The 18,823-nt window shown below is 53.8% G+C and carries 16 protein-coding genes; 15 read left to right on the forward strand and 1 reads right to left on the reverse strand.

Annotated elements, in window-relative coordinates; all coding sequences use genetic code 11:
- Positions 1–108 precede the first annotated feature (108 nt).
- From ACLD72_RS06730 to ACLD72_RS06765, 8 genes are all read left to right on the forward strand, one after another.
- Positions 109–1,782: an ABC transporter substrate-binding protein gene (locus ACLD72_RS06730; protein ID WP_411001079.1), complete on the forward strand. Its 1,674-nt coding sequence runs from the start codon at positions 109–111 to the stop codon at positions 1,780–1,782.
- Positions 1,783–1,882: 100 nt separating this feature from the next.
- The gene (locus ACLD72_RS06735) at positions 1,883–2,845 is read left to right on the forward strand and encodes an ABC transporter permease (protein WP_411001081.1); all 963 of its coding nucleotides are present in this window, start codon (positions 1,883–1,885) and stop codon (positions 2,843–2,845) included.
- Positions 2,846–2,861: 16 nt separating this feature from the next.
- Positions 2,862–3,785 carry a carbohydrate ABC transporter permease gene (locus ACLD72_RS06740; protein ID WP_411001083.1) on the forward strand — a complete coding sequence of 308 codons (924 nt, stop codon included), beginning with the start codon at positions 2,862–2,864 and terminating at the stop codon, positions 3,783–3,785.
- Between the two features lie 61 nt (positions 3,786–3,846).
- Complete coding sequence (locus ACLD72_RS06745; RefSeq protein WP_411001085.1) at positions 3,847–4,875, forward strand: endo-1,4-beta-xylanase; 1,029 nt, start codon at positions 3,847–3,849, stop codon at positions 4,873–4,875.
- Between the two features lie 2 nt (positions 4,876–4,877).
- Complete coding sequence (locus tag ACLD72_RS06750) at positions 4,878–6,395, forward strand: glycoside hydrolase 43 family protein (protein WP_411001087.1); 1,518 nt, start codon at positions 4,878–4,880, stop codon at positions 6,393–6,395.
- 19 nt (positions 6,396–6,414) lie between these two features.
- Entirely contained in the window at positions 6,415–8,214 is a 1,800-nt protein-coding gene (locus ACLD72_RS06755) for a family 43 glycosylhydrolase (protein WP_411001089.1), read from the forward strand.
- A gap of 251 nt (positions 8,215–8,465) precedes the next feature.
- Positions 8,466–8,744, forward strand: coding sequence for an ArsR/SmtB family transcription factor (locus ACLD72_RS06760; protein ID WP_411001091.1), 279 nt, complete (start codon positions 8,466–8,468; stop codon positions 8,742–8,744).
- A 70-nt stretch (positions 8,745–8,814) separates the two neighbouring features.
- Positions 8,815–10,089, forward strand: a complete 1,275-nt coding sequence (locus ACLD72_RS06765; protein ID WP_458475653.1) for an MFS transporter — start codon at positions 8,815–8,817, stop codon at positions 10,087–10,089.
- A 306-nt stretch (positions 10,090–10,395) separates the two neighbouring features.
- Here the strand turns inward: ACLD72_RS06765 and ACLD72_RS06770 are convergent, their stop codons facing one another.
- Positions 10,396–11,625, reverse strand: coding sequence for an aminopeptidase (locus ACLD72_RS06770; RefSeq protein ID WP_411001093.1), 1,230 nt, complete (start codon positions 11,623–11,625; stop codon positions 10,396–10,398).
- A 393-nt stretch (positions 11,626–12,018) separates the two neighbouring features.
- Here ACLD72_RS06770 and ACLD72_RS06775 point away from each other — a divergent pair, with 393 nt between their 5' ends.
- The 7 genes from ACLD72_RS06775 to ACLD72_RS06805 all read left to right on the forward strand — a co-directional run bounded on the left by ACLD72_RS06775 (position 12,019) and on the right by ACLD72_RS06805 (position 18,810).
- Complete coding sequence (locus tag ACLD72_RS06775) at positions 12,019–13,167, forward strand: NAD-dependent epimerase/dehydratase family protein (RefSeq protein ID WP_411001095.1); 1,149 nt, start codon at positions 12,019–12,021, stop codon at positions 13,165–13,167.
- Positions 13,168–13,186: 19 nt separating this feature from the next.
- On the forward strand, positions 13,187–14,344 hold the full coding sequence (locus ACLD72_RS06780) for a glycosyltransferase family 4 protein (RefSeq protein ID WP_411001097.1): 1,158 nt from the start codon (positions 13,187–13,189) through the stop codon (positions 14,342–14,344).
- Positions 14,345–14,557: 213 nt separating this feature from the next.
- Positions 14,558–15,778 (forward strand): threonine synthase, encoded by a 1,221-nt coding sequence (locus tag ACLD72_RS06785; protein WP_411001099.1) that lies wholly within the window; start codon positions 14,558–14,560, stop codon positions 15,776–15,778.
- A 42-nt stretch (positions 15,779–15,820) separates the two neighbouring features.
- Positions 15,821–16,486, forward strand: coding sequence for an amino acid ABC transporter permease (locus ACLD72_RS06790; RefSeq protein ID WP_411001101.1), 666 nt, complete (start codon positions 15,821–15,823; stop codon positions 16,484–16,486).
- Positions 16,467–17,135 carry an amino acid ABC transporter permease gene (locus ACLD72_RS06795; RefSeq protein WP_411001103.1) on the forward strand — a complete coding sequence of 223 codons (669 nt, stop codon included), beginning with the start codon at positions 16,467–16,469 and terminating at the stop codon, positions 17,133–17,135. The genes ACLD72_RS06790 and ACLD72_RS06795 overlap by 20 nt, the downstream gene beginning before the upstream one ends.
- 29 nt (positions 17,136–17,164) lie before the next feature.
- Complete coding sequence (locus ACLD72_RS06800) at positions 17,165–17,932, forward strand: amino acid ABC transporter ATP-binding protein (protein ID WP_411001105.1); 768 nt, start codon at positions 17,165–17,167, stop codon at positions 17,930–17,932.
- A gap of 11 nt (positions 17,933–17,943) precedes the next feature.
- On the forward strand, positions 17,944–18,810 hold the full coding sequence (locus ACLD72_RS06805; protein ID WP_411001164.1) for a transporter substrate-binding domain-containing protein: 867 nt from the start codon (positions 17,944–17,946) through the stop codon (positions 18,808–18,810).
- Positions 18,811–18,823: the final 13 nt, after the last annotated feature.

The following is an 18,823-nucleotide window of genomic DNA, read 5'->3' on the forward strand; positions in this document are numbered from 1 at the left end:
ATACTTTTCAAAGCAGGAAATACAGTTTGTTGGGTAACTTTGTAAGCGGTTACTTGTTATATTAAAAGTGCTTACAAGTCTGATGATACCAAAGGGGGAATCAGTTGAATGATTAGAAGAAGAGTACTGTTTGCAGGACTGATAGTATTGTTGATCGCAGCTTTAACGGGATGCAGCGGGGGCGGATCGTCCTCGTCTTCGGAGGCTTCCCCGCCGGACGGCGATGACAACAGCCCGGTTACCTATACGTATTTCACCTTTGGCGCTCCTAAAAAGGATGTTCTGGCAAGTGAAACAACCATCGGGAAAGAATTGTTCGAACAAACCGGCGTTGACTGGAAGATGGAATACCTGGTGGGTGATGCCCCTACCAAAGCGGGGGTTATGATTGCCAGCGGAGACTATCCCGATATCATTGACTCCAGCGGAGAAATGGCCAAGCTGATGGATGCGGGAGCTTTCATTCCGCTCGATGATCTGATCGAGAAGTACGGACCCAACATCAAGCGTGTGTATGGTCCTTATATGGACAAATTCAGGCAGGATGACGGGAAAATCTACTTTTTCCCTTATGGAGCTAACATCGGCTATATTTCGGAGCCTAATTTTCAGACCGGCTTCTATATTCAACGTTCTGTTCTGAAGGAGTTCAATTACCCGAAAATTACTACACTGGATGAATATTTCGACCTCATCAAGCAATACAAGGACAAATATCCGCAGGTGGACGGCAAGGAAACCATTGGTTTCGCCACACTGGCCGGCGAGCCTAGCAACTTCTTCACGCTGCAGAACCCGGCCATGCACCTGGCTGGTTATCCGAATGACGGCAGCGTCATGGTCGATCTGGAAACTCATGAAGCCAATCTGGTGGCGGGCTCCGAGTATCAAAAGCGCTGGATTCAGAAACTGAACGAGGTGAATGCCGAAGGGATGCTCGATCCGGAGTCTTTCACGATGAACCGGGATCAATATTTGGCTAAGCTGACCTCCGGACGTGTACTCGGTTATTTCAGCTATTCCTGGCAGGTTGGGGATGCCACCAACAATTTGAAGAAAGCCGGCATTGATGATAAACGCTTTGTTGCGCTGCCTATCGTTTTCGACAAAGATATTAAGGATCAATATATCGACCCTCCTGGATTTGTCAACAATTATGGAGTCGGGATCACCGTCAAAGCCAAAGATCCCGTCCGCATCATCAAGTACTTCGATAACCTGTTGAAAGAGGAAAACCAGATTCTGGTTCAATGGGGCATCAAGGACGAATCGTATAGCGTGGATGAGAATGGACGTTTTTATTACAAGGATGATGAACAGCGCAAAATCCACGAGGATCCGGAATTGAGCCGAAAATACGGGTTTGACTATTTCAACTACAGTTGGCCTCGTTACGGCAATAATTCCGTTCTTGCGGACGGCAATGCCTATGGTCCGGGCAACCAGCCGGAGGTCGCAACCTTTACTTACACGGACGGCGACAAGAAGCTGCTTGAAGAATACGGTGTGAAGACCTTCGCAGAATTGTTCAGCAAGCCTGATGAACGTCCTTGGTCTCCAGCTTGGTCGATCGCCCTGGAGCAAGGATCGCCTGAACAAATGTTCATCACCAAGGCGGATGACCTGCAGAAGAAATACCTGCCCAAGTTGATTATGGACCCGCCGTCCAGTTTCGATAACACATGGAACGAGTATATGGGCGAGTTTAATAAACTGGACAAGAAAACGTATGAAGATACGATAACGAAGGCTGTAAAAGATCGCGTTGCCGGAAAATGGTAATGCAACATTTGAAATAGGTTTGCCAGATGTTGAGGGTCGGAAGTCGAAAGGCGTTTCGACCCTCAGGGTTTAGAGCAGAGCAGGAAAGGAGTAATCTCATATGGAGAAACCGATCGTTTCCTTAAACTCGGCGCCTACAGTTAAAGGAAAGAAACAAAACCTGTTTTTCAAACGCCTGATTCAACAGCGAACGCTCGCCCTTATGTGTATCCCCTTCGTTATCTGGGCTTTTATCTTCAAATATCTTCCGCTCTGGGGATGGACGATGGCCTTTCAGAACTTTAAGCCGGCCAGATCCTTCGCGGAGCAGGAATGGGTAGGTTGGCGGCACTTCCGCCTTCTGTTTGAAGACAGTACCTTTTACCGGGTGCTGCGCAACACTTTGGTGATGAGCTCCATAAATCTGGTGCTTGGTTTCATTACGGCGATCACGCTGGCGCTTCTGCTGAATGAGTTGAAGAATGTTATCTTCAAGCGGTTCGTTCAAACCGTCAGCTATTTGCCGCACTTTATTTCCTGGGTTGTGGCGTCGAGTATTGTTCTGACGGTGTTGTCCCCGGACGGCATCATCAATCTGCTGCTCATAAAGTTTCATCTGATTGATACGCCGGTGCTGTGGATGGGCAAAGGGGAATACTTCTGGGGCATTCTCGGGGCAACCGAGGTTTGGAAAAATGTAGGCTGGAACACGATCATCTATTTGGCGGCCATTACCTCGATCGATCCTTCCCAATATGAGGCGGCTGAAATCGACGGAGCTAACCGTTTCAAACGGATGCTGTATATAACGTTGCCTGGGCTCAAGTCGGTGATCATTATTCTGCTGATTATGAATCTGGGCAGTATTCTTGAATCCGGATTCGAGCCGCAATATTTGTTGGGCAATGGCATGAACATGGATTATTCGGAAAACCTTGATATATTCGTGCTGAAGTATGGTTTGGGGATGGGGAACTTCTCCCTGGGAACGGCGGCAGGCATATTCAAAACCGTAGTCAGCTTTATCTTCCTTTTCTCCGCCAACTTTATTGCCAAGAGAATGGGAGAAAGCAGATTATTTTAAAAAGGAGGCCCGTGCCATGCGAATAGGGAAAGCGACCCGCTTACGCAAGTCTGGTTTAGGTGATAGAGTTTTTGATCTATGCAACATTATTTTTATGATCTGCCTGATGATCGTCACGATTTATCCCTTCATCAATATGATCGCCGTTTCCTTTAATGACGCCAACGACGCCATCAAAGGCGGAATTTATTTGTGGCCGCGGATGTGGACCTTGGACAATTATAAATACATCTTCGGAGAATCCGATATTTATCACGCCACCTTGATCTCGGCGCTGCGCACGGTGGTTGGAACCGCTGTTTCCGTGTTCTGCACGGCGATGCTGGCCTACACCCTCAGCCGTCGGGAGTTTGTGCTGCGCAAGTCGGTCACCATATTTTTCGTGTTCACCATGTATTTCAGCGGCGGTTTGATTCCCACTTATCTGCTTATCCGGGATTTGGGCTTCATCAATACTTTCTCTGTCTATATTGTTCCGGGCATTATCGGAGTGTTCAACATGATCGTCGTCCGTTCCTTTATCGAAGGCCTTCCCGAAGGGATTCTGGAATCGGCCCGGATCGACGGCGCGGGAGAATTCACCACCTTTATTCGTGTCGTGCTGCCGCTGACCATTCCGGCTATGGCCACGGTGTCGCTGTTTGTAGCGGTAGGACAATGGAATTCCTGGTTTGACGTATTTCTGTACAATTCATCCAATATCAATTTAAGTACGTTGCAATATGAGCTGATGAAGATTCTGCAAACCTCGACCACAACAGCTACATCATCAACCAGCGATATTTATTCGGCATCTCAAGGCAACAGCGGAACGATGGTCACGCCGGCTTCAATCCGGGCTACGATGACGATCATTGCCAGCGTGCCGATTCTGATGGTATATCCGTTCCTGCAGCGGTATTTTGTCCAAGGGATGACGCTTGGCGGCATCAAGGGATAATCCATAATCCGAAATATTTGTGATTTCGTAGAAGGCATTTCATTGAGGAGGGAAGACAGTTATGGCACAAGCATTAAATGGCGCCCCGGCATTACGTGAGGCGTTCCAGGATGCGTTCAAAATCGGAGCTGCCGTGAGTACGGGCATCCTTTCCAGCCAGGGTTCATTCATTGCCAAGCAATTTAACAGCATTACGGCCGAAAATGAGATGAAGCCGGTGGAGGTTCAGCCGCTGGAAGGGAGCTACAACTTTGCTGCCGCCGACCAAATTTTTGCCTTTGCCAAGGCAAACGATATTGCGGTCCGGGGGCACACGCTGGTCTGGCACAATCAAACCGGCGACTGGATGTTCCGGAATTCGGCGGGCGATCCCTGTACTCGCCAGCAATTGCTGGGTCGTTTGCAGCATCATATTGACACGGTAGCCGGCAGATACCGTGGCCAAGTCTACGCTTGGGATGTGGTGAACGAAGCGATTGAGGATAAATCCGACCTCTATTTGAGGGATACGAAATGGCTGCAGATTATTGGAGAAGATTTTATCCGCCATGCGTTCGAAATGACTCATCAAGCGGACCCGGATGCTCTGCTGTTCTATAACGATTATAACGAGACCGACCCGGTCAAGCGCGAGAAGATTTATAGGCTGGTAAGCGATCTGCTGGATCAGAACGTCCCGATTCACGGGATTGGCATGCAGGCGCACTGGAATATTTACGGCCCTTCCATTGAAGAGATTCGTCAAACGATTGAACGGTATGCTTCCTTGGGCGTCAAACTTCACATTACCGAGCTAGATCTGTCTATGTTCCAATTCGATGATCGGCGCACCGATTTGACAGCGCCGACAGAGAACATGCTGAAGCTGCAGGAGCAGCGCTACGAAGAGATTTTCTCCCTGCTGCTGGAGCATAGGAATGTCATCGATTCCGTTACATTTTGGGGCGTGGCCGATAACTATACCTGGCTGGATGACTTCCCCGTCCGGGGCCGCAAAAACTGGCCGTTCCTGTTTGACGAGCAGATGGAGCCCAAAGAAGCGTTCCGGCGTGTTATCGATCTGACCGAAACCGAAGGGAGGAGCAAATAACCGTGAATACAGCCACGATTACGAATCCTATTATCTGGGCGGATGTGCCTGACGTAGATGTAATCAGGGTGGGTACAACCTTTTATATGGTTAGCACCAGCATGCATTCCATGCCCGGATGTCCGCTCATGAAATCGGAGAACTTGAGGGACTGGGAAATCGTGAATTATGTGTACGATACCTTTGAGGATAATGATGCTCACCGTTTGCTGGACGGAACGGGAATCTACGGCAGAGGTTCATGGGCGGCAAGCCTTCGCTACAACAATGGGAGGTATTATGTCTGCTTCTCCAGTAATGATACGCAGCAGTTTTATGTATACCGGACGGAGGATATTGAACATGGGCCATGGGAGCGTTCGGTGATTCGCGGACTTCACCATGATCCAAGCCTGCTCTTTGATGACGAAGGACGCGTGTATGTGATTTACGGAAACGGCGATATCCGGATTCAGGAGCTGACGGAAGACGCGACGGCCATAAAACCCGGGGGAATCGATCAATTGCTGCTGGAAGGCGGGCGGGAAGGCATCAATTTGCGCATCGAAGGCTGTCATGCTTACAAACTGAACGGCTATTATTATTTGTTTTTTATTGATTGGCCGGGAGTCGGCAATCGGCGAAGACGGCAGTTGTGTTATCGTTCGAGGGAGCTTCTCGGTCCATATGAACACAAGGTTCTTCTGGACGATGATATGGACTACCATAATAATGGTGTGGCCCAGGGGGGCATCGTTAATACTCCGGACGGCGACTGGTACGCCGTGTTGTTCCAGGATCATGACGCCGTCGGCAGAATTCCTTGTGTGGTTCCTGTCTCCTGGAAAGATGATTGGCCCGTTTTTGGAGAGGAGGGCAAAGTTCCGTTATCCATTGAGACGAAACTGCCGGCTGCGCATCCAAAGCCGCTTGTGATCAGCGATGAATTCGACTATGAAGACGACAGGCTTGCCCTGAATTGGCAGTGGAATCATAACCCGGATAACCGGCTATGGTCGGTGACCCAACGCCCCGGCTTTCTGAGACTGACGACGGGCAGCTTGGCGACAGGCGTCCTTCAGGCGCGCAATACGCTGACCCAGCGCACGGAAGGGCCGGCTTGCATGGGGGCGGTCTTGCTGGACACGGCCCGTATGAAGCCCGGCGATCATGCGGGTCTTGTTGCCCTGCAATGCCATTTCGGCACCGTCGGCGTCAAGGTGGCAAAGAACGGCGACAAGTTCATAGCCATGAGCGTTAACGGGGGAAACGGTGAAGAGAAAGAGCTGGAAACCGCACGCTTCCACGGCAGGAATGTGCAAATGAAAATTCACTTTGATTTTGAGAACAGCAAAGATTTGGCATCCTTTCATTATTCCGTCGACGGGTCGGAATGGATGCCGATCGGCGGAGCACTTAACATGCGTTACACCTTGGATCACTTTATGGGCTATCGGATCGGGTTATATTATTATGCTACCGCGCAAATCGGCGGCCATGCCGACTTCGGCTTTTTCCGTTACGAGAAAACCGAGAGGTAGAATTAGGAGAAACTAGCGTATGGAAAATAAACTTTACGGAATTCTCTGCTATACGAGAGAACCGCTGGAACCGCAAATCTACTCCCCGAAGCTCGCGTACAGCATGCATCTCGCATACACCGAAGACGGCATACGTTATCGGGAGCTCAATCATAACTCAGGGGTGCTGTTCGCTAAAGCCGCAGAGCTCGCGAATGGCACCCTGTCCGCCAAAAGTTTGAGAAATCCGTACCTGTTCCCTATGGCCGACGGAAACTTTGGCGTTGTAGCCATTCGGACGGAGGCGGACGGCTCTCCCGATCAGCAGAGCAAGGGTTCGGTGCTTCTGTTCACCTCCGCGGATTTACTGCAGTATCGGGAGATCGGCCTGCTAAACCTAGTGAGCGGGCGTCATGTACAGGATGTCATGTGCGAATATGATCATGCGTCCCGAAGGTATATTCTTCGTTGGCGTGAAGAGGACGACAGGTATTATCAATGTGAAATGGCAGACGTGACACACCCGGGCGATGCTTCGGAGCCGAGGTTATGCGAAGCCTTCGCGCTGAACCCGATGCCCGTCGGCATCGAAGGAGCAGTGCCGCGCAATGTGATAAACGTATCGCGGAGCGTGGCCCAGAGGCTGATTCATAAGCTTACGGTGCCGGTCCATGTACGTAATGAGTTGCCGGAGCGTGTAGCCGTTTCGTCCGCAGAACAGTTAAAAGCCGTCAAGGTGACGGCTATATACAGTGACGGCACAACCGCCGTTAAGCCGGTCGAGTGGGATGCGGCCGGAATCGACTGGAGCCGTCCCGGAGCTTATCGCATATCGGGAAGCATTCGGCAGGATCGCTTTGCGTTTCCGCTTGCGATGAACCGTGCCGACCCTTGCATTGCGCAGTGGGAAGGCACGTATTGTTTTGTCGCCACAAATGATGCCGACGGCAACCATTCGATATCGATCCGAGAGGCGGATTCCATATCCGGGCTGGTCGCGGCAGAAGAGATCAAAATCTTGGATACCGAAATGCATGATCATCTAAAGCGATTTTTGTGGGCGCCCGAACTTCATGGCATCGGCGGCGATCTGTATATTTTTCTTGCCGGCAGCAGCGGCGAATTCGGCGACATTCAATCGCATGTGATGCGGCTGAAGAAGGGCGGCAATCCGACGGCTGCCGGGGACTGGGATACTCCGGTCCGGGTCGTCCGGCGCGACGGGAGTCCGCTTTGTTTAACCGGCATTACGCTGGACATGACCGTATTGGAGCGGAAGGGCCGTCTATATGTGCTTTGGGCGCAAAGGGAATTGGTGCCGCATGATCTGGGCTCGTGGATCTATATCGCTGAGGCGGATGCGCGGGAACCATGGAAACTGAAGTCGGCGCCCGTCCTGCTGTCCAAGCCCGATTACGGATGGGCGAACAATCAAACGTTCGTGGAAGAGGGGCCCTTCGCGCTCATGACAGACCGGAATATCTTCGTGACGATTTCCGGAGCGCTGGTCGATGCGACGTATTGCGTCGGACTGCTCAGCGCCGATTCTGATGCGAATTTGCTTGACCCGAACAGTTGGACCAAGGGCAATTACCCGCTGCTCACTTCCGTAAGCGTACCGGGGGAGTATGGGCCGGGACATAACTCTTACGTGAAGGACGAGGACGGAACGATTTGGAGCGTGTACCACGCTCGCCCTGGCATTGGCCAACCCCGTTGCTCGGGTCTCCGCCGCGTACATTTCGACATCGACGGTGAACCGATGCTAGGACTGACGGAAGAGAAGGATTTGAATCCTGAGCTTGCGTCCGTATTTCTGAACGTGCTGGTGGAAGGCTGAGGGAAGATCAGAACAACGGGTTACCGATTTCTGCACGAGCTTGGAGCGGGTTTAGAAGAAGTCCATTTGCGGATTACTGGCATTCGCAGTTGAAGAAGAGGGGCGCAGTTAGTCAAAGAATGGCTGGCTATGCCCCCTTTTTTTCGCAAGAATTTCTTTCGGGATATTTACATAAGGTGAAAATTACGGTATTATATTTCTATCGATATAGAAATAAGTAAACCGGTATAGAAAGAAAGGAGGCATTGCAGATGGAGATTAGCCCGGAGACGCGCGAAGCCGTAAAAGTTTATAAAGCGCTCGGAGAGCCGACGCGGCTGAATATCGTCAAACTGCTGGCGAACGAGCCGGACCAATGCTGCGTCTCACTGGGGGAGAAGCTAAGGACCGTTGCCAACTCGACGCTATCGCATCATTTAAAGCAGTTGTTTGAGTGCGGATTGCTGGATTCGCGGAAAGAAGGCACTTTTATTTATTACAGCTTAAACCGCGAAGTGGCGGAAAAATATGCGCCATATTTGTTGAACTAAATTTTTTTGCTGTATATTTCTATGTTTTTAGAAATATAATAATTAGATTGAAGGAGTGGGCAAAACACCAATGTCGAATACATGGAAGATTTATATTTTGGCTTTGATCAGTTTTTTGGTGGGTACGTCGGAGTACATCATTTCGGGGATATTGGACCAGATTGCCGGGGCGCTTGACATATCCATTGGGGCGGCCGGCCAGTTGATCACCGTCTTTTCGCTGACCTATGCGATCGGGACACCGATCCTGATGGCGTTCACCGCCGCTATGGACCGGCGGAAACTCATGCTGCTGTCGCTTGGCATTTTTGTGGTAGCGAACGTCTTATCATTTGTACTGCCCGGCTTCGGTTGGTTTATTGCCGCTCGGGTGGTCATGGCGCTGGGGGCGGGTATGGTCGTCGTTACGGCGCTTAGCATCGCAGCGCAAATTGCCCCCGCAGGGAAACAGGCGAGTTCCATCGCCACTGTAATCATGGGCTTTACCGCTTCATTGATCGTTGGCGTTCCGCTGGGCCGGATCATCGCTTCAAGCTTTGGCTGGAAAGCTGTGTTTGTGGGGATCGCTTTGGTCGGGGTTCTGGCGATGATCGTCATTCGCTTTACGATTCCCCGGCTTCAAGGCGACAAGCCCGTGCCGCTGGCCGGACAGCTTGCCATGCTGAAAAATCCGAAAATTGCCCTCGCGCTGGCGATCACTTTCTTTTGGCTCGGCGGGTATTCAATCGCTTATACCTACATTTCGCCGTATCTGCTTCAGGTTGCAGGAATGGGCGAAGCGCTTCTTAGCACGGCTTTGCTGGCCTTCGGAATCGCCAGTCTGATCGGCTCCAAAGCGGGGGGATACAGCGCGGACAAAAAAGGCGTGAACTTTACATTGGCCGCCGGGATGATCATTCATATCGCCGCGTTGATTTTGCTGCCTTTCGCGGCGAGCTCAGTGATTGCCGTATTTGCCGTGCTGATCCTATGGTCCTTTTCGGCCTGGTCTTCCGGGCCAACGCAGCAGTATAATCTCGTCACACTGGCCCCGGAATCGTCCGGCGTCATGCTGAGCCTCAATTCCTCGATGAACCAGTTGGCGATGGCAGCCGGCGCGGCCATTGGCGGCGTGGCCGTGGGCCAGGTGTCGCTGACGTCGATCACTTGGTTCGGAGCGATCGGGGTGGCGCTTGCGATACTCGGGGTTTGGGGGCTGGCCCGTTTGCGGCGGAAGGCGGAGCCGGCGCAGGACCGTTCGACTGAAGCGGGGCAGCTTGAAGCTTCTGAAGCGGCACAGCTCCAAGCGGCTGAAGCGGCAGGGAAGAGCAGCGGATGCCCGCAGGTCAGCGGGCAGGGCGCGTAACGCAGCGGAATGGATGGCGAATGCCCGCAGATTTAGCGGGCAAAGCGCGTTATACCGCCGCTTTCAGCCGAGCACGATCGGGCAGATTGCCATAGATAAACAAAGCAAAAGAAGCTTCCGCTTCGCGGTCGACGCGGAAAGGAAGCTTCTTTTTTGCATTTGGTTCAAGCTCGTTTTCGCCAACACGTTCCCGTCAATCTATTGGATTTTTCCAATATGAGGTGATAGTGCCGGCCTTTTTCCGATCCGCAAACGCAATGTGGGAAGGCCCGTTTTTGTCTTGTGTCTGGGTTTGCTATCAGTTGCTTAGACCCAATTGCCGTTGCGGAAGATCGGCTCGATCGTGCCGTCGGCAAGTTCGCCGTCGATATCGAGCTCCGCGGAGCCGATCATAAAATCGACGTGCGTTAAGCTGACGTTTGCGCCTCTGGCCGTCAATTCCTCTTTGCTTAGCTTGGTTCCGCCCTCGATGTTGACCGGGTAGGCGCTGCCGAGCGCCAGGTGGCAAGAGGCGTTTTCGTCAATGCCGGTGTTGTAAAAAATCCGCTTCAGCCGGGAGATCGGGGAGTCGTGCGGCACCAGGGCAACCTCGCCGAGGCGGCAGGCGCCTTCATCGGTGCTCAATAGGTTGGTCATATGCTCCCGGCCTGATTTGGCGTCGTATTCCACCACTTTTCCATCCCGGAACGTCAGCTTCAAGCCTTCCACCAACTGCCCGTTCAAATTCAGGGGCATCGTGCTTGTGATGGTGCCGTTTACTCCGCTGCGGTGGGGCAGCGAATAAATTTCTTCCGTCGGCATGTTGGCCACGAAATAGTTGCCCGCCGCATTGTAGTCGCCGCCCCCCAGCCAAAGATGCCCTGCGGGCAGCTCCACGGACAGGTCGGTTCCCGGCGCGCGATAGTGCAGGAGCTTGTAACGTTTCGCGTTCATATATTCCTGTCTTTGCTTAAGCTCATCGATATGTTTGTGCCAGGCCGCCACCGGATCATCGCTGTAGACGCGGTTCATTTGGAAAATCGCTTCCCACATCGCCTGGATCCGCCCCTCCTCCGGCAGGTCGGCAAATACTTTATTGGCCCAGGCCCGCGTAGGCGCCTTGATCAACGACCAGCTGATCTGGTTGTTGCGGGTTTGGGCGAAATGCTTCTCGCGCGCTTTGGCGGCCGCTTTAACGGCGGCGGAAACTTTGGCTGACGGGATGCCGGCCAGCAGTTCCGGATCCGGCACTTTAATCCGCAGCACCGCACCGCCTTCCGCTCCAAACTGCTCGGCCATGTCCGCAAGCCATTGCGGATAATACGACAGCGATTCGTCCGACGCGGTTTCATACCTGATCCGGGTAATTTGCTCGTCCTCCCAGTCGACGTGAACGTATTTGGCTCCGGCGCGGTAAGCTTTGGCGACGAGCAGCCTTGTGAGCTCTACGGTTTCCAAGGGAGCGTAGATCATCAAGCATTGCCCGGGCTGCACGTTGATTCCGACTTTGATGACCAGCTCCGCGTATTTTTCCAGCAGGGTATCGAATGGTTCCATAGGTTGATCTCCTCCGAGTCTTAGGTTCGCTTATGTATGCATGATCTATTGTAGCACTTTCGGAAGGGCGAAGGGAGGAAGCGGGAAAGGCCGGACATTAAGCGAAGAAGAGAACGGTAAAGCCGAAAAGGACTGGAGGCTGGGCGCAAGTGAAGGAAGGAGAATGCTAGGGCCGAAAGCGGCTGGATACGGGCCGACCATAGCGGAAAGCGCGTCAGCTTGGCGGAAAGTACGTACTTTACCGGAAAGTACGCACCTTACTACCTTACCGGAAAGCGCGTACCTTGCCGGAAAGTTTCCGCCGTTTTATGCCACCTTAATATTACGGTGCTATCGTTAACTCAAGACCAATTTTGCTTTGAGTTTGGATCATTTAAAGGAGGTCGGCCAGAAATGCGCGTTCTTATTGCGGGCGGCGACGGTTTTTGCGGATGGCCAACGGCGCTGTATTTGTCAAAACAAGGGCATGAGGTAGCGATCATCGACAATTTGGCAAGGAGAAAATGGGACGAGGAGCTGCGTTCGAATTCTTTGACCCCAATCGCTTCACTTCAGGAGCGGGTAGCCAAGTGGGAGGAGCTTACGGGCAAAACGATCCGGTATTACATCGGGGATCTGAACCATTACGATTTTTTGTGCGAGGTCATGCGCCAGTTCCGTCCGGAAGCGTTCGTGCATTTTGCCGAGCAGCGTTCGGCTCCGTATTCGATGATCGACCGGGAGCATGCGGTGTTCACCCAGGTCAACAATGTGGTGGGGACGCTGAATGTGGCTTATGCGATCCGCGAGCTGGCGCCGGACTGCCACTTGATCAAGCTTGGCACGATGGGAGAGTACGGGACGCCGAATATTGATATTGAAGAAGGATATATCGAAATCGAGCACAATGGCCGCAAGGACGTGCTGCCGTATCCGAAGCAGCCGGGGTCTTTTTACCATTTGTCCAAGGTGCATGACAGCCATAACCTGATGTTTATTTGCCGGATTTGGGGGCTGCGGGTGACCGATCTCAATCAGGGTGTCGTTTACGGGCTGCATACGGATGAGACGCGGCTTGATCCGGTGCTGATGAACCGGTTCGACTACGACGGTGTGTTTGGCACGGCGCTGAATCGCTTTTTGATTCAAGCGGCGATCGGCCACGATTTGACGGTGTACGGGCGAGGCGGGCAAACCCGGGGGTTTCTCAATATTTCGGATACGGTGCGCTGTATTGAAATTACCGTCAATCATCCGGCCGACTGCGGGGAGTTCCGCGTATTTAACCAGTTTACCGAGGAATTTTCGGTGCTGGAGCTGGCGGAAAAGGTAAAAAAAGTGGCGGAACGGGATGGCCACAAGGTGGAGATCGCCCATTTGCCGAACCCTCGAGTTGAAAAAGAATCGCATTATTTCCACGCCAAAAATACGAAGCTGCAGCAGCTTGGCCTTACGCCGAACTTGCTGACGGACGAGGTGCTGCTCGGCATTTTCGAAACCGCTCTTAAATATAAAGACCGCGTCGTGATGAACAATGTGTTGCCTGATGTGAGCTGGGGTTAAAAGGGGGCGTACAGGCCAAATGAAAATCGCCTTCATTACCGAAACGTTTTATCCTTCCACGAACGGCGTCGTCACGCGGCTGATGCAAAGCATCCGCTGGCTGGTCCGGGAAGGTCACGAAGTGCTCGTGATCGCGCCCGATCAGGGCGTGAGCGAAGTTGAAGGGGCTCAGGTGATCGGGGTCCCGAGCTTGCGGTTTTTTCTGTATCCGAACCTGCCGTTGGCGCTGCCAAGCCGGCGCGTTGGCAAGGAGCTGCGAGCGTTTAAGCCCGACCTTGTTCATGTGGTAAATCCGGTGGTGCTGGGGGGAGCTGGCATCTGGTATGGACGCCGCTACCCGTTGGTCGCATCGTACCATACGCATATTCCCCAGTACGCCGATTTTTACAAGCTTCCCTGGCTGAAGCCGATCCTTTGGGGATATTTGCGCCGCCTGCATAACCGCGCCGATCTAAATCTGTGTACATCGGGGGCGGTGCGGGATGAGCTTATTTCTCGCAAGTTCAGCAACGTCCGGCTTTGGCAGCGGGGGGTGGATACGGAGCTGTTTGGTCCCAGGCATCGCAACGAAGAGATGCGCAGGATGCTTTCGGGCGGCGCACTGGACAAAAGGCTGCTATTGTACGTCGGCAGATTGGCTGCGGAGAAAGAAATCGAACGCCTTCGCGACGTGCTGCTCGCGTCGGACCGCTTTCGGCTGGCGATCGTGGGTGACGGACCGCACCGGGAACGGCTTGAATCCCACTTCGCCGGTACAGGGACGGTGTTTACCGGATTTTTGCACGGGGAGCAGCTGAGTCAAGCGTATGCGTCCAGCGATATTTTCGCATTCCCTTCAACGACCGAAACGCTGGGGCTCGTCTTGCTGGAGGCGATGGCATCGGGACTCACCGTAGTGGCTGCCGCAAGCCCGCCAAGCCGGGAACAGATCCGGGAAGGGGCGACCGGGTTTCTATACGATCCGGAGATCCCGGGCAGTTTGGTTAACGTCATTCTCCCTTTGTTGGATGAGGAGTTGCTGCGCCGCATGGGGGACCGGGCCCGCGAAGAGGCCCTGACCCAAGGCTGGAACGAACCGAGCCGGCAACTGCTGGAGTTGTACCGGACGGTCATGGCGGACCCGCTGAGCGGCCGAACTCCGGCGGTGGTCGGCAAAAGCGCCAAGCGGGCCAGATAAGAGAGATTTTTGGGATGACAGCGATTGTTGGCTGGGGGATAGAGGCAACGATCGGCTGTCATTTTTTTTGTGCCGGCTTATGCTGTATGTATAATTCCGTGTTGACAAATTGGAATAATATGAATAATAATAGGGGTGCACATGGTTAGGATTTTGTATAAATTATAATATTTTTACTTCTTTATAAGATTGCGGAAAGCGGGTTGTTTGAGCATGAGCTTCAGCTATTTATCGCATTTGGAATGCCCGGCTTGCGGACGAATCTGCGGGGCGGACGAGGTGCGGCAGTTATGTCCGTGCGGTTCGCCGCTGCTGGCCCGGTACCGCCTAGATGAACTAGGTATGGAATGGACACGCGATTCGCTGATCGGCCGCGAAAATACGCTTTGGCGCTATCATGAGCTGTTGCCCGTCCGCAGCCGCAAAAATATCGTCACGCTGGGGGAAGGGATGACGCCGCTGCTTGATATGCCCCGTTTGGGGTTGGATTACGGGATTTCCCGCTTGTATATGAAGGACGAAAGCCTGGTGCCCGGCGGCAGCTTCAAAGCCCGCGGCGCGGCCGTGGGCGTCTCCAAGGCGGTGGAGCTCGGCGTGCAAAAGTTGGCCATGCCGACCAACGGCAACGCGGGCGCGGCCTGGGCGCTGTATGCGGCGCGGGCGGGCATCGAAGCGACGATCGTCATGCCGCAGGACGCGCCCGCGATCACGCGCAGCGAGGCGGCCCTGGCCGGCGCCAGGCTATATCTGGTGAACGGTCTGATCAGCGATGCCGGACAAATCGTCGCCCGGGCGGTTGCGGAGGATGGACTGTACGACGCATCGACCCTGAAGGAGCCGTACCGGATCGAAGGCAAGAAAACGATGGGGATCGAAATATGCGAACAACTGGGCTGGGAATTGCCCGATGTGATTTTGTATCCGACCGGCGGCGGCGTGGGGTTGATCGGGATTTACAAAGCGCTGTTGGAACTGCGCGAAATCGGTTGGATCAGCGGCCGGCTTCCGCGGCTGGTCGCCGTGCAGGCGGAGGGCTGCGCGCCGATCGTCAAAGCATGGCAGGAGCGTAAAGAGCGCTCGGAATTTTGGCCGGATTCCGCAACGGCGGCGTTTGGCATCAATGTCCCGAAAGCGCTGGGTGATTTTCTGGTGCTGCGGGCGGTCTACGAGACCGCTGGGGCGGCGGTGGCCGTCAGCGACGAGGAGCTGCTGCGGGAGCAGTGGAAAATCGCCCGGCTGGAAGGAGCGTTCATCTGTCCGGAGGGAGCGGCGGCTTTCGCGGCGGCTCGCAAGCTGGCGGAGCAAGGATGGATCAAGGACGGCGAAACGGTCGTCGTGCTGAACACGGGGGCCGGCGTCAAATATCCAGAAACGGCCCAGGTGGAGCCGCCGCTGCTGAAAATCGGGGAATCTATCCCTTCCCGGCTTTCTTAATCCGGGTATACAGGCGGCATAACGGGAGAGGGGAAACGCAGCATGCAACTCGATACGGATTTTATGATCGAACATATTCCGGACTTCGTCCTCGCGGCCGGCCTTACCCTGCGGATCGGCATCATCGCCATCGTGCTGTCGCTGGCCTTGTCCATACTTTACTCCGGTATTCTCTATTTCAGAGTGCCGGTGCTCAAAACGTTTGTCCGCGCACATGTGGAAGTCGCCCGCAACACGCCTTTGCTGATCCAGCTGTTTTTTCTGTACTATGGCTTGCCTTCTCTTGGGATCAAGCTGCCTGGGCTGACGGTCGCTTTTATCGCCATGGCCTTTCTAGGTGGAGGTTATTTTACGGAAGTGTTCCGTTCGGGGCTGGAAGCGGTGGATAAAAATCAGGAGGAGTCGGGGCTGGCCATCGGCCTGTCCCGCTGGCAGCTGTTCCGGCACATCGTGCTGCCGCAAGCGCTGCGCATCGCGCTTCCGTCGCTGTTTGCCAATTTTATCTTTCTGCTGAAGGAAACGACCATCGTCTCCGCGATCGCGGTGCCTGAGCTGCTGTTCACCACGACAAGCTATATCTCTTTGTACTATAAAACGTATGAAATGCTGCTGATGATGACCTTCTGTTATTTGCTTATTTTTCTGCCGCTGTCTTTCGGGCTGAGTTGGATCGAAAGGAGGTACCGGCATGGAGCGTACGGGAATTGAGCTGCTTTTCTTTAGTTTGCCGGAGCTGGGCCGCGGTGTATGGAAAACGGTGCTGATTTCGCTTTATACAATTGCTATCAGCATCGTCTGCGGCATTGGGTTTGGAGCGCTCCGCACTTCGCGGCGCTTGTGGCTGCGGATTGTGACGCGAACGGTGCTCGAGCTTTTTCGCAGCGTGCCGGTGCTGGTCTGGCTGTTTTTCTTTTTTTTCGGCCTGCCGCTGTTTTTCGGGATCGGCATTCCGGCATTTGCTTCGGCCGTGCTGGTCTTGTCGCTTTGGGGCATGACGGAAATCGGCGAGGTGGCGCGCGGCGCTCTGCAGTCGCTTCCCAAGGGCCAGCTTGAAGCGGGCAAAGCGATCGGGCTTAATCCCCGCCAACTGTACATATATGTGCTGATCCCGCAGGCGGTGCGCCGCATGATTCCTCCAAGCATTAACGTGTTCACCCGGATCGTAATGACCAGTTCGCTGACTGTGCTGGTCGGAGTCACGGAGATGATCAAGTCTGGGCAGCAGGTTATCGAACGGAATTACAAATACGGCCTCGCGGCGATCATCATTTACGGCGCGCTGTTTGCCTTGTATTTTCTGATTTGCTATCCGCTGTCCGTCTATTCGCGGCGGCTGGAGAAAAAGTGGGCGGAGTAGCTCAACCTTACGGAAAGGCGGGACAGGACATGGGCGGAAGTTTATTAAGCCTGGAGGGCGTCGTCAAAGTTTTCGACAAACAACCGGTTTTGAACGGGATCGACCTGGAAGTGGCGCAAGGCGAAGTCGTCGTCATTCTCGGACCCAGCGGCTGCGGCAAAAGCACCCTCCTGCGATGTTTGAACGGTCTTGAACCGGTGCAGGGCGGGAGCATTCGCTTCCAGGGCGAGGACCTTACTTCGGGCAAGGCGATCTGGCAGCAGGTCCGGCAAAAGATCGGCATGGTTTTTCAAAGCTATCATCTGTTTCCGCATATGACGGTGCTGGAAAATATTTTGCTGGGACCGCTGAAGGTGCAGAAGCGCGCGAAGGCCGAGGCGGCCGCGGAAGCGCTGCAGCTGCTGGAACGGGTGGGCCTGGCGGATAAAAAGGACGCCTATCCGCGCCAGCTCTCCGGCGGACAGCAGCAGCGGATTGCGATTGTACGCGCGCTGATCATGCACCCGCAGGTCATGTTGTTCGATGAGGTTACGGCTGCGCTGGATCCCGAAATGGTCAAAGAGGTGCTGGAGGTGATGCTGAATTTGGCGAAGCGGGGGATGACCATGCTGATCGTTACGCACGAAATGGGCTTTGCCCGTTCTGTGGCGGACCAGATCGCGTTTATGGATCAGGGGGAAATCCACGAGATCGCGAAGCCGGATGAATTTTTTGCAGGGCCGCGAAGTGAACGGGCACAGCAGTTTTTGGGACAATTTTTTGCCATTGAAACCGGAAAAGGGAGTGGAAAACCTTGAAGAAATCATGGATGCGGGTTTTATCTGTATTATCGTTATTGCTGCTTGCGGGAGCGCTGACCGCTTGTGGCGGCGATTCCTCCGGCGCGGCGGGCGGCTCGGCCGGAGTCAAAGAGGCTTCCGGCGGCGGCATTCAGGCCATTAAAGACCGCGGCAAACTGATCGTCGGTGTATTTTCCGACAAGCCGCCTTTCGGGTTTACGGACGAACAAGGGAATTTCATCGGTTTTGACAACGATTTGGCGAAACGGTTCGCCAAGGATTTGCTGGGCGACGAAACGAAAATCGAATTCGTCACGATCGAGCCGGCCAGCCGGATTCCTTACTTGCAAAGCGGCAAAGTGGACCTGATCGTCGCCAATATGACGGTTACGGACGAACGCGCCGAGCAAGTGGACTTCACCAATCCGACGATGAAAGTGGCGACCCAGGTGCTCGTCGCAGACAACAGCTGGATCCAAACGCTGGACGATCTGAAGGGGAAGAAAATCATCGTGACCAAGGGAACGACCGCCGATATTTTTCTGACGGAAAACCGCCCGGATATCGAACTGGTCAAATACGATAAAAACACCGAGTCTTTGCAGGCGCTGAAAGACGGGCGCGGCGACGGCTACGCCCAGGATAACTTTATTCTGATTGGCTGGGCCAAGGACAACCCGGGGTTTCATCTGATCGAAGAAAAGCTGGAAAAAGAAGCGCCGATCGCTCCGGCAGTCCAAAAAGGCAACACGGAACTGAAGGATTGGATCAATACCGAGCTGGAAAATCTGGGGAAGGAGCAGTTTCTGCTTCAGTTGTACAACAAATACGTCAAAGACGAGCTGGGACCCGATGCCGATCCCAATGAAGTCATCACAGAGGGCGGCAAACTTTAGACCGGTCAAACCC

The sequence above is a fragment of the Paenibacillus lacisediminis genome (assembly GCF_046567315.2).